At 39.4% G+C, this 12,422-nt stretch carries 14 protein-coding genes and 1 other RNA gene; all 15 read right to left on the bottom strand.

The genetic code is table 11. The annotated features are described in order from the left end of the window. Positions 1 to 279: 279 nt before the first annotated feature. Positions 280 to 546 carry a pro-sigmaK processing inhibitor BofA family protein gene (locus V4T18_RS16715; RefSeq protein WP_332651349.1) on the bottom strand — a complete coding sequence of 89 codons (267 nt, stop codon included), beginning with the start codon at positions 544 to 546 and terminating at the stop codon, positions 280 to 282. 53 nt (positions 547 to 599) lie between these two features. Continuing rightward, entirely contained in the window at positions 600 to 815 is a 216-nt protein-coding gene (locus V4T18_RS16710; RefSeq protein WP_332651356.1) for a YaaL family protein, read from the bottom strand. A 15-nt stretch (positions 816 to 830) separates the two neighbouring features. Continuing rightward, positions 831 to 1,427: a recombination mediator RecR gene (recR, locus tag V4T18_RS16705; RefSeq protein WP_332651348.1), complete on the bottom strand. Its 597-nt coding sequence runs from the start codon at positions 1,425 to 1,427 to the stop codon at positions 831 to 833. Between the two features lie 12 nt (positions 1,428 to 1,439). Beyond that, positions 1,440 to 1,754: a YbaB/EbfC family nucleoid-associated protein gene (locus V4T18_RS16700; protein ID WP_332651347.1), complete on the bottom strand. Its 315-nt coding sequence runs from the start codon at positions 1,752 to 1,754 to the stop codon at positions 1,440 to 1,442. Positions 1,755 to 1,783: 29 nt separating this feature from the next. Then, entirely contained in the window at positions 1,784 to 3,529 is a 1,746-nt protein-coding gene (gene dnaX, locus V4T18_RS16695) for a DNA polymerase III subunit gamma/tau (RefSeq protein WP_332651345.1), read from the bottom strand. 183 nt (positions 3,530 to 3,712) lie between these two features. After that, positions 3,713 to 3,979, bottom strand: an RNA gene (ffs, locus tag V4T18_RS16690) — signal recognition particle sRNA large type. A 97-nt stretch (positions 3,980 to 4,076) separates the two neighbouring features. Then, positions 4,077 to 5,321: a quaternary amine ABC transporter ATP-binding protein gene (locus V4T18_RS16685; protein WP_332651343.1), complete on the bottom strand. Its 1,245-nt coding sequence runs from the start codon at positions 5,319 to 5,321 to the stop codon at positions 4,077 to 4,079. Further along, positions 5,318 to 6,178: an ABC transporter permease gene (locus V4T18_RS16680; protein ID WP_332651342.1), complete on the bottom strand. Its 861-nt coding sequence runs from the start codon at positions 6,176 to 6,178 to the stop codon at positions 5,318 to 5,320. The genes V4T18_RS16685 and V4T18_RS16680 overlap by 4 nt, the downstream gene beginning before the upstream one ends. Before the next feature lie 59 nt (positions 6,179 to 6,237). Then, positions 6,238 to 7,233, bottom strand: coding sequence for an ABC transporter substrate-binding protein (locus tag V4T18_RS16675; protein WP_332651340.1), 996 nt, complete (start codon positions 7,231 to 7,233; stop codon positions 6,238 to 6,240). Positions 7,234 to 7,277: 44 nt separating this feature from the next. After that, positions 7,278 to 8,066: a dihydrodipicolinate reductase C-terminal domain-containing protein gene (locus V4T18_RS16670; protein WP_332651338.1), complete on the bottom strand. Its 789-nt coding sequence runs from the start codon at positions 8,064 to 8,066 to the stop codon at positions 7,278 to 7,280. 214 nt (positions 8,067 to 8,280) lie between these two features. Then, positions 8,281 to 8,922, bottom strand: a complete 642-nt coding sequence (locus tag V4T18_RS16665) for a TrkA C-terminal domain-containing protein (RefSeq protein WP_332651336.1) — start codon at positions 8,920 to 8,922, stop codon at positions 8,281 to 8,283. 315 nt (positions 8,923 to 9,237) lie between these two features. Further along, positions 9,238 to 9,711: an SMI1/KNR4 family protein gene (locus V4T18_RS16660; RefSeq protein WP_332651334.1), complete on the bottom strand. Its 474-nt coding sequence runs from the start codon at positions 9,709 to 9,711 to the stop codon at positions 9,238 to 9,240. After that, positions 9,701 to 10,534 (bottom strand): hypothetical protein, encoded by an 834-nt coding sequence (locus V4T18_RS18380; RefSeq protein WP_442916956.1) that lies wholly within the window; start codon positions 10,532 to 10,534, stop codon positions 9,701 to 9,703. Before V4T18_RS18380 ends, V4T18_RS16660 begins: the two co-directional genes overlap by 11 nt. A gap of 148 nt (positions 10,535 to 10,682) precedes the next feature. After that, positions 10,683 to 11,138 (bottom strand): immunity protein YezG family protein, encoded by a 456-nt coding sequence (locus V4T18_RS16650; protein WP_332651332.1) that lies wholly within the window; start codon positions 11,136 to 11,138, stop codon positions 10,683 to 10,685. 20 nt (positions 11,139 to 11,158) lie between these two features. After that, a complete protein-coding gene (locus V4T18_RS16645) occupies positions 11,159 to 12,250 on the bottom strand; it encodes a DNA/RNA non-specific endonuclease (protein ID WP_332651330.1) in 1,092 nt (363 codons plus the stop codon). Between the last annotated feature and the right edge of the window lie 172 nt (positions 12,251 to 12,422).

The raw sequence follows: 12,422 nt of genomic DNA, 5'->3' as shown, positions 1-12,422 counted from the left end.
GTTAACGTTTTGCTTGTTCAGTTTTCAAGGTTCATTTTGTCGCCGCTTCAAGCAGTAACTTTTATATCTTAACACTTACCAGAGTTCGTGTCAACAACTTTTTTAAAAAGTTTCGGTCGTTATTTCTTTTGTGAAACAACCAACTCTTATATAATACTTTTCTAAAAGTGTTTTGTCAACACTTTTTTGAAGTTGTTTTAGATGATTTATCTTTGTCGTATTAGCGACTTTTCTTACTATATCACTATATTATTTAGTACGCAACCCTTTTTATAAGATTTATTTTATAAACGCAATAAATACAACCGTTAGAATGCCAGGAAGACCTAAAATCGTTATTGTTGCGATAGAAAATAGATTGATTGGAACAATCATATTAAAATTAGCTAGCACTAAATGCAAGATGAAGAGCAATAGTACGCTCCATGCAAATCTAAACCAAAACAACGATAATCTCTCCAGCCACACACCCTCTTTATAGTTTCTTCCTATTAATAGAACAAAAAACAGCAGCATACAAACCGCGCCTAAAACGAACACGTACATATCTCCCCATCCTCTCTGTAATGAAGAATATGCTTTTGTAGCTACTGTTATTTCTATTTAATGATAACTCGACGAATGCGCGCCTCTTTAAATAAATAAAAATGCAAGCTTTCAGCGGCCTTTCTCTGGGCGATTGCATCTAAATTATAATCATCCATCAATTCTTCAATGACCTTGGCATTCTGGTAGTCATCCTTTGTATCTTTAATTAACTGGACTAATCTATCATCAAATTCTTTTTTTAATTTTCCTTTACGCGAAAAGAACACCAATCATCACTCACCTTACAATTCACGTCGACCTTCTAACGCTTTTGATAACGTCACTTCATCCGCGTACTCTAAATCGCCACCAACCGGAAGGCCGTGTGCAATACGTGTCGTGCGAATACCGGATGGTTTTACTAAACGGGAAATATACATCGCTGTAGCTTCCCCTTCAATTGTTGGGTTTGTTGCTAAAATAAGCTCCTGTACACGCTCGTCATGTAAGCGAGTTAAAAGGGACGCAACATTAATATCCTCTGGTCCGACACCATCCATCGGTGAAATAGCGCCATGTAATACATGATATAGCCCTTGATAATCACGCATTTTTTCCATCGCGATTACGTCCTTTGGATCCTGTACAACACAGATTGTTGAAACATCCCGTTGTTTATCCGAGCATATATGGCAAGGGTCAATATCTGTAATATGACCACATTGCGAGCAATACATTAAATTTCGTTTGGCGTCGACTAATGCCTTGGCAAACGACAAAACAGTGTCTTCCTTCATTGTTAACACGAAAAATGCCAGTCGAGCCGCAGTTTTCGGCCCGATACCTGGCAATTTCATAAAGCTATCTATTAGCTTTGATATTGGTTCAGGGTAGTGCATATTGTTTACCTCCTAGAATGGAAGGTTTAAGCCTTGAGTGAATTTACCCATTGTAGAATTTGTTGTTTCTTCTACTTTTTTCAGCGCTTCATTTGTAGCGATTACGATTAAATCTTGTAGCATTTCGATATCTTCTGGATCTACTACTGATTCGTCTAAGTTCACGCCAAGCACTTCACGTTGACCGTTTAAGATTACCTTTACCATGCCACCGCCAGCTGCACCTTCAAATTGTTGTGCATTTAACGCATCTTGCGCCTCCATCATTTCTTTCTGCATTTTTTGCATTTTTTTCATCATACCTTGCATATTGCCCATTCCACGCATAGTTATTTTCCTCCTAATTATTAGATAGTTTAATCCTCGACAACCTCAACAAAATCTTTACCGAATAAATTTTCAGCCTCTACGACAAGTGGATCATGCGACGCTACCGGTTGTGCATCATCAATGAATGGTTGCTCAGCTTCCTGAATCATATCAGGCTGCTGGTCCGCTCTTTTTTGATTTAAACCGTTATCTCGAATAAAATCCTCACGCAAAGCTAACCAAGATGTCTCAGGGATACAAAGCATTTCATAAACTGTACCGAGCTGTGAGGCTAAATTTTGCGTAAACATTGACGTAAACGCTTTGTTGTCGGCTACCATTTGACAATGAATATCATACTTGAATTTTACCACAAAAGCACTTGAAGATGCCGCAACGGGTTCAGCTTCTCCCAAAAGTGCAGATTGTGATTTTTGTAAAGGGGCCAACGCCTGTGCCCATGCAGACTTAATATTATGAACATCTTGCTTTGTCGCTGTTTTTAACACTTCCTGAATTCGACCGATCGGCGGCTTAAACCCATTCGTTGTTTTAACTCTTTGCCGCTGCTCCTGCTTCGTCTGTGGTGTACTTGGTGTACCCCCACCCTCTTGAAGTTGCTGTGTTAATTGGCGCACCATATTTTCCAGTGAACCGACCTTGCTTTCAATAGCAGGATCGATCGCCCTTACAGAGCTTGTCATACCCGACGTATATTGCGCCATTTTTAATAGCGCTGTTTCTAAATAGATTTTTGTATGGTGAGAAAATCGCATTTCTTGTTGCGTTTTCGCTAAAATATCTATAAATCCGTACAGGGTATCCGCCGAAAATTGACGTGCAAGCTCACCAAACTGGTCATCCGGTGTAACAAGTTGAAGCAACTCTGTTAAATCGCCTTCTGTTTGCAACAATAATAAATCGCGGAAAAATGTAATTAAATCCTCGGCCAACCGCAGTGGTTCCTTCCCATCTGCAATTAACTCCTCTAATAAGGAAAGGACCTTTGCGACGTCTTTTTGTCTAAGCCCTTGTGTGATTTCGTAAAAGACGTCCTGACTTACTGAACCCGTCACCAGTAACGCATCCTCTAGCCGGACTTCTTCTCCACTAAACGACACCACTTGATCCAGTAGGCTTAGCGCATCACGCATCCCACCTGCTGCTGCTTGAGCAATAACCTTTAAGGCCTGCTCCTCAAAGGGTAATTGGATATCTTCTAGTACCACTTTCATTCTCTCTAAAATATCCTGTGAGGATAATCGCTTAAAATCAAAGCGCTGACATCTGGAAATGATTGTGGCAGGTAATTTATGCGGCTCTGTTGTTGCTAAAATAAATACCGCATGCTCTGGAGGCTCCTCTAACGTTTTCAGTAGGGCATTAAACGCGCTTGTAGAGAGCATATGCACCTCATCTATGATATACACTTTAAAGCGAGCACTTGCAGGCGCAAAACGAACCTTTTCGATAATATCCCGCATTTCCTCCACTCGAGAGTTAGAGGCAGCGTCGAACTCAATCACATCTGGATGAGAGCCCTCTGTAATACTTTTGCATGTGGCACACTCATTACAGGGCTCGTTAGCTGGAGCATGCTCGCAATTTAATGCCTTTGCAAATATTTTCGCCGTACTCGTTTTCCCTGTCCCACGTGGACCTGAAAATAGATAGGCATGTGTCGTTTTACTAGCAAGGAGAGCATTTTGAAGCGTTCTCTTTACATGTGCTTGTCCCGACATCTCACGAAAGAGCTGCGGTCTGTACACACGATAAAATGCTTGATACGTCAACGATTCTCCCTCCTTTTCTTTAATCAAAATAAGTAGCTTTATTATAACATATTTCCAAATTTAATATTGCTGTTGATACGCGCCCATACGAAATTGCGCGAATACCCCAACCAATATTATAAAAGCAATAAAAAAAACGCACCCATCGTATTTGATGGATGCGTATCGATTGGCAAATTCATGCCGTGCACCTTTCTTTGACAGCCGCACATAAGCGTTACTTTTGTCGCCAGCTCAGGTTAGGCAACCCCGCGGCACATGGGTGAAACCACTTAATGCTGCTTCCTTCCGGACCTGACATGGTTCATGGGTACCCATTGCGCAGGACCCAACCGTCAACACTACGTGCAAAAGGCAGACCCTACAATACGGGCAGCCTCGAAAAGGGCTTCAGTCTCGCTAGAGCGGATTGCGAGTTACAGGGCACCGCTACCTCCCCACCTAGCACGGCAATAACTAGTATACTAAGACTATCAGAAAAATGCAATGGAATGCTCCAAACATTTGAAAAGCCAAATTTTACTTTCAAATTATAGACATAGATTTTTTAAGCACCATTTACGGAGTACGTATCCTCTGCATTTTCTAAATGAAGCGGCTCAGCTTCCTCCGAATTTTCATTTATTAAGCTTGCTAATACGTGGACTCGCAAAATAATACCTTGAATAACTTGCTCACTATCAGTTACAACTAACGGATATTTCGACTCTAAAACATACGGTATTATATCCTTAACATATTCATCTGAACGGATTGTTTTTACATCGGTAGTTATTACCTCATGTAGCGCTTTATGATCTTTGATTCCTTGGATAGCCTGATCAATCGTAATCATCCCTTGCAGCTGTCTTTTTTTATTTGTAACAAAAGCGCTGGAAATACCATTTTCCTTCATCACACGAACGGCTACCTGTAATCCATCCTTTAGTGAAACTAATCCAAACGGCTTTGACATAATATGCTCCGCCTGTAAGATTTGTGAGCGGTCAATATCTCGGATAAAATCAGAAATATAATCATTCGCAGGCTGATCTAAAATCTCTTCCGGCGAACCAATTTGCTCCACTTTCCCATCCTTCATCACCGCCACACGATCTCCGAGTCGGAATGCCTCATTCACATCATGTGTAATAAAAATGATGGTTTTTTGTAGGCGATTTTGTAAATCTAATAACTCAAGCTGCATTTCACGCTTATTGAGCGGATCTAACGCACTAAATGGTTCATCCATAAGCAATATATCCGGATCATTGGCAAGTGCTCTAGCAATTCCTACTCGCTGTCGCATTCCACCAGATAGTTCATCTGGATACTGGTGCTCATAGCCTTTCAGCCCGACAATTTCTAATTGCCTTCTAGCAATCTCTTGTCGCTCCTCTTTGGTTGTACCGCGCACCTCAAGTCCATATTCCACATTCTCAAGCACTGTGCGATGACTAAATAAACCAAAATGCTGGAAAACCATAGCTACCTTTTTCTGTCGGTATGATTTTAACTGCGCTTTATTGTACGCCACAATATTTTCACCATCCACATAAATGGCACCTGTAGTCGGGCGGTTTAATAAATTTAAACAACGGATTAGTGTCGATTTGCCACTTCCGGAAAGCCCCATAATGACAAAGGTTTCTCCTTCATCAATTTCCATACAAGCATTGTAGACCCCTACCGTATGACCCGTCTTTGCTAAAATCTCTTCTTTCGACGTGCCATTCTCAATCATCGAAATTACTTTTTTAGGCTTTGACCCAAAAATTTTCGATACGTTTTCAATTTTAATTTTCACTGTCATGCTGCATTCCTCCTATGTTTCTGAAGGCGGGTAGCAATGCCACCAGTAAGTCGGTCCATAATAATTGCCAAAAACACAATACTAACGCCTGCCTCAAAACCTAGCGAAATATCGATACGATTAATTGCATAGAGGACGCGCTCTCCTAAGCCTTTCGCTCCTACCATCGAGCCAACAACCGCCATGGCAAGCGCCATCATCATCGTTTGATTGACACCCGTCATAATGGTCGGTAACGCTTGAGGCACTTGTACCTTTAGTAGCATTTGGCGTGGAGAGGAGCCAAATGATTGCGCCGATTCGATCACCTCTTTATCGACATTTCGAATCCCTAGCTCCGTCAATCGCATCACAGGTGGTAATGCGTAGACAATTGTAGCGATCACAGCGGGTACATTTCCTAATGGAAAGAAAAAGATAACCGGAATTAAATAAACAAAGCTTGGCATCGTTTGCATCGCGTCCAGGATTGGCCGGGTTATAACGGACATTGTTTTACTAAATGCCATCCCAATACCTAGAGGAATACCAATAATAAGAGATAGAATAACGGAGATTAATACAATAGAAACCGTGGTCATTGTTTCTGCCCATAAATCAAAGCTACCGATTAGAAACATAAATAGGGAAAATAGAAGTCCCCCGTAGAAATTCGTAAAATACCAACCTAGTAAAAATATGATAATAATAAACAGCCACCAAGGAATAGCAAGAAGACCTACTTCTAACCATTTAATAAGGCTGGAAGAAATAATAAAAATAAAATCAAAAAACGATTCGAGATGGATTGCTAAAAAATCTATAAATGCTTCGACACCATCCCCTATTGGTATTCGAAAATCAGGAAATTCATTCATACTATTCGGGCTGCCTTCAGAAGCACAGCCCTTTCACCTCACAATTTTAATAGAATCTTTTATTTTAAGGCTGCCTTCACTTTATCAGCTACATCTTCTGGCACCCAAGCTGTCCATACATCTTCATGCTCCTTCATCCACCATTTTGCAGTTTCCATAGGCTCTGTTTCATGCTCACCCATATATTTTAGTGCTTGCTCTGTCATGGCATTGCTCGTTTCATACTTACTAAGGAAATCTACAACATCCTTCGCCTGCGCTGGTAAGTCCTTATGCACCGCTACGACTACATCATTCGGCGGAAACTCCGTGCTCCTATCATTATCCCAAGCCTTCTCCTCATACGGATTATCTTCTAATAGTGTTAAATCATAGCTTGCTGTAACCCATGTAGGTGACCAATAATAACCTACCCACGGCTCACCCTTTGTATAGGCACCCGCTAAATCTGCCACAATCGCAGCATCTGATCCCGGTGCTAAATAATTAAACTTTTTATCAAGGTCATATGTTACAAGTTTCGTCTCCAATTGTTCACTTACTACCCAGCTTGAAGGTGCACCAACGATACGTCCTTTGCTGCTATCCTCTGGGTCTTGGAATATTTCAGGATACTTCTCTAAGTCTTGCACGGTTTTTAAATCTGGCGCAACCGCTTCAATTCCTCTTTCTGCATCCCCTTTTATTACGTAAGTTGGAACATATAATCCTTGTGAATTATCCGCGAAATTTGTGGATAATTTCTCTATTTTTCCTTTTTCAACAGCCTTTTCGTAAACATCTTTCACATTATCTGTCCATACTTCCATATAAACATTAATATCCCCTTGCTCTAGTGCCTGCATCGTCGCAGCAGTCGTTCCATTTACAACCTCTGTCTTGTAACCATACCCCTCTTCAATAATGACCTGAGCAATACTATTATGAACACGGATACTATCCCAGCCTGCATCCGCAAACTTAATAACCTCAATGCTATCCCCACTCTTCTCATTACTACAAGCGGTCAATACAAGTAACATACCTATTACAATTAAATATGTGATTCTTTTCATAAGACTTTACCCCTTTAAATTTTATTTTTAATTATTCCGAATTATTAATTTATAAAAACTGGACTTGCTCGTTCTTTGCTACCTATAAAATGCTTCATCTTAATTTGTGATAATGCCTGTTCCATTTTATAAACTCCAGCCCCCTTGCTCATAATCCATTTCGCTGCATAAATGACCTCCTGTTCAAAAGCAACTCTATTATGTGTTTCATGGATAATTCTAATTGTCTGATTCGGCAAACCAACAACAACCTCATGTTTTTCTATGACACCGTCACGAATAGAGTTCATATGCTGCTCCTCATCAAGACCAATTACCTTCGCAAGGCTACTAGCAGTTCCTGAAATTTTTTCCTTAAGATGCTCTTCGATAATTTCAATATTCGAATCAGGCACAATTCCTTGTAACAGCTTCGAGGCCTCTATTAAAAAATTTATACCCGATGCAGCATTAGATGAATAAAGAATAGCTGTTTGTTGACTAAGTGCCCTCAGCCGTTCCATATCTCCAGGCGCATAGTTTGAAATTGCAGAAACAATACGACTCCCATACTTCACCGCATGTTGATATTCCTTCACCGCACACGAGCTGGACAAATCGATGATTACATCCACTGGATTTTCTACATAAAAGCGATCGAAATCCACCTCATGAATTGAAAAGATCCTCCCTTCCGCATGCAGATGACCTAGTAAATGGCTCGCAAATTCACCGGTATGCTCCATAGAATCCTTCATCACCCACTGTAGCTCGCACTCTTGGTCTTTTATAAGCTCATCGGCAACTAAAGTACCTGTACGACCAAATCCGAATAATCCTATAGAAATTTTCAATATACCACACCCCTTTATGATCTTTTGTACTCCCTCATAAAAGCCCCCAAATCACTAGCTACACAAAGTAACAACTTATATTTAAAATGAAGTTGTTGGAATAGGTGACTACTTTAATTTATTACAAAGTTGTAACTTTTGTCAAATATACGTTTCTTTTCTATTCTATGTAGCTAAAATAAAAAAGCCTAAACAACTGGGTTTCCCCTGTCGTTTAGACTTTTTTCTGCACTTGTAAAAATTGTTCCGCGTTAGAAAGGCAAATTTCATCGCCAATAAAATATAAAATGTCCCCTACCTCAAGCGTAGCGTACGGACCAGGTGAAAGCAGCAGTTCATTTTTTTTCCGAATGCCCACAATCGTAGCTCCAGTATTTTGCCAAAAGTTAATTTCACTTATACTTTTTGATACATACGGACAAGAATCGCTAATCTCTAATTGAAACGGAACAAAAGGATTGATCGACTGGAATCGATTCGTGCGATTAATAAGCTCCTTCGCCGTTTCTTGTAGATTATTCAGCTCAGCAAATTGTTTTTCAATACTTAAGCTAAGCTCCTTTTGTAACTCACGCACCGATTTAACGCCTTCAAGTCGGTGAACAAAGTTGGCAGCATTCTCATACGAAGTAATAATAACGCCGCTCCCTTTTGTCGCTTCTACAATGTTCAAATCCTGTAGCACAGCAATCGCCCGACGCGCCGTTTCAGCCGACACCCCATACTGTGAGGCTAACAATGACCGCGCATAAATCTTATCACCAATAATATATTTTTTCTCAACAATTTTCGTTGCAATATCTTCCGCAATAATTTGATATTTCGGTTGCTTAATTTGAATTGATTTTGGTTCCATCGAGCAAGCCCCTTCTGGATATATTGTATCTCCATAATACAATACCCCTTAAGCCTCCAATTCTCAAGGCTGAAATACAGGAATAGTTGAATAATTAACGAACCTTGATTTTTTTAGAGGTAACAACCTTGAGGGGGACGACTGCGTAGGAGAAGAAGGACGCCCGACTTCGTGCATCGCCGTTGAAAAAAGCACTTGATTCCTACAAAGGTAATCAAGTGCTTACTATTATATTTCTATGGGAAAATACAGTTAAACATCCTGAAGAACCTACATAAGGCATGAATATCGAGACAGAGTTACTATAATAAGTATCTATTCTGTTAACATATTTAGAAATTCTACAAAGCTATTACTTATAGTATATGTTACAGGATTTAGTTCTGAAGACTCCTCATGACTCCAAACACATACAGTAGGCTCTTCTTCATTGTTGCGATAGTCTAAACAAACAAAATCACCGGCAAATAAAACAGCTACTGGCAGCAGTTCAGTACCCACTAAATTCTCGTCAAAAACAATTCTTTCGTCTAATTGAGTTCTAACTACCCCTATATCGTAATATTCATCCTCTCTTTCCCCAGTTACTTTTAAAATACATAAAAATCTATCAATTGCATAAATATGGTTGTTACATTTGAAACTATCCTTTATTGGAGTACCACCATTATATTTTTTTATTAACTTTTTATACTCTTCTGGTAAAATTACTCTCCACTTTCCTTCCTTTTCAGAAAGCAAAACATCATCAGGCAAGGGATAAATTATTGATTCATCTTTAAATTCCATTGCTATACCTCCTCAATATATTATTATCTTGGAGCATCGGCCCACATCCCTTTTGTTCTTCCACCATTATGAGGTGTAATATTATGAATACCAAAGGGAACCAACTTTGTTCATATACTAATGAAAAATCATCACTCGTACCACTAAGTTGCCCTTTCTCAAATACTAAATCACCTTCTGACCAAGGTGTAAAATTAGGTCTACCTTCCTTAAACTCTACTCCTTCACCATTAGTTATTTTTTTAACTTCTGGTTTATCTGAATACCATTTTCCATTACCTGGTTCACCCTTCCAATGACCGTTACTCCTCGGTAGCCTTGTTCTTGGATTATCCGTACCATCCACCTTAATTTGAGAAAAGCTGTCTTTTGCTTGTTCAATAACGTCGCGTACTGTAGTAGATCCTGTTGGTCCGTTTGTTGCGAATACAGTATTCCCAATCGGTGTATCTAGGATTTGGTTGAGCCTTTCGTTCGCCCAAGTCTTCGTTTTTGCAATTGGTCCCTTAATGACATCGTCGTAAGTTTTAGCGGCAACCGCCTTGATGTTTTCTGGATCAAGAACATTTCGTGCTTTGGTGATGACCGCTGAGTTCTTCATCGCATGAATGCTTCTAGCAATGGCCTCTTTACCGAAATTGCTCTTCCAGAGGTCTTCCAACTGCTTTCCTTTTTGCTGCATATAGCCGTAAACATTTTTCTTAACTAGGTCTTTGAGTTTATTCGTCGCCATGACATTGTACGGAATATCACCGTCTCCCTTGGATGCTGCCTTGCCGAGTTTCCCAAGCTTGGCGGCCTTATCGAGACCTTTTAGCCCCACAACGGAAACGACTGCATAGGAGAAGAAGGACGCCCGACTACGTGCATCGCTGTTGAAAAAAGCACCTGATCCCTACAAAGGCAATCAAGTGCTTACTATTTTATTTCCATGGTAAAACATTGTTTAATTAATGTGTATTGTAAACATTTTAAAGGTTGTTATTTTTTATCTCTTCAAACCACTCATTAGCAATATAACGGGCCGTTTTAATCTCATCATGCGTATAGACTAATTCATACTTGTATTCAGCTTTGAAATTGCCACTCTTAACATCATATATTAATTTTAACTCTGTTGGCATATTTTTTTCGTACAATTTGCACAATTCCTCTATTTTATCAACGTTATCATTGATGATGTCTAATACCATAAACTGTCGTTCTGTAGACACATCATATCTTTTATCCCCATTCTCCAATGCATCATTCAACTTATGACGCTCTACATACTTATTGTTAATCAAATAAAAGAAACTGCTAGAAGTAACTCCTTCTTCACGTGAAGCATAAACATATACTTTATCCGCTCGATCTTCCACATATTCCATACATATAGAGATCATATCTGCTTGTAATTCACTAAATCTATCTTCAAATTCTTTCATACTATTTTTCACTCCTCTAATTAATTTTTAATATCTACAGATTCAGATATACCATCAATAGTATATCTAACCTTAAACTTGTCTGGGCGCACATTATCCCCTGAATAAATGATTTCAACATCAACTGTTACTTTTTTTGGAGGTGTCTCTTTTAAAGCTGCTGCCCATTCTTCTTCAATTTTCTTATATTGCTTCAAATTCACATCAGATAATTGCGAAACTAAATTATCAATTTTAGGTGAGCCCCCAAATCGATCACCTGCCAAATGCCCCGCATGATCCTGATCTTTTACTTTCCCTGGTGTATTTCTGCTGTGTGACAATCTATCTGTTCTCGCTGTTAATTGTAAATTTTCTGTTTCAAATTTAGCAATCCTACCTAAATTATCTGTTTCATAAAAATAATCGTACTCTCCAGTTTTGTATCTAATATCAGGCTTTAACTTATTCTTTCTACCGTTTGTAAACTGTTGCCCTTTGTCCACTAATGTTTTAGCGCCACTTACTTTAGCAATATCCGTACCCGTACCCTTACCATCCACCTTGATTTGAGAAAAGCTGTCTTTTGCTTGTTCAATAACGTCGCGTATTGTAGTTGGTGCTGTGGGGCCGTGTGTTGCGAATGCCGTATTCCCAATCGGTGTATCGAGGATTTTGTTGAGCCTTTCGTTCGCCCAAGTCTTCGTTTTTGTAATTGGTCCCTTAATGACATCGTCGTAAGTTTTAGCAGCAACTGCCTTGATGTTTTCTGGATCAAGAACGTTCCGCGCCTTGGTGATGACCGCTGAATTGCTCACAGCCTGAATGGTTTTGGCGATGGCCTCTTTACCGAAATTGCTCTTCCAAAGGTCTTCCAACTGCTGTGCTTTCTGCTTCATATTAGCGTAGACATTGTTCTTAACAGTGTCTTTGAGCTTATCCGTCTTCATCGAATTGTACGGAATACTGGAGCCTGCCTTGCCGAGTTTATCGACCTTGGCGACTTTGTCTATACCTTTTAGCCCCACAACGGAAACGATTACATAGGAGAAGAAGGAATCCGTACTACTTGCATCACCGTTTAAAAAGCACTTGATTCCTACAAAGGTAATCAAGTGCTTAATATTTAACAATATTAAATATTAATATTACTGTCCTAATACCAAATAACATTCTGTGAGTTTTTGGAATATAATCTTAAACTATTACTTAGTAAGCTTATAGTGCTTTTATTTATAAAAATTATTTTCATTACAGAATATTGTAATTTAACTCTATAGGGATACAAACTCCTTAAGCAAATGA

The organism is Lysinibacillus sp. 54212 (genome assembly GCF_036662795.1).
Lineage (GTDB): Bacteria > Bacillota > Bacilli > Bacillales_A > Planococcaceae > Lysinibacillus_B.
The sequence above is the reverse complement of the archived record's forward strand: the minus strand, read 5'-3'. Positions and strand labels throughout refer to the sequence as shown.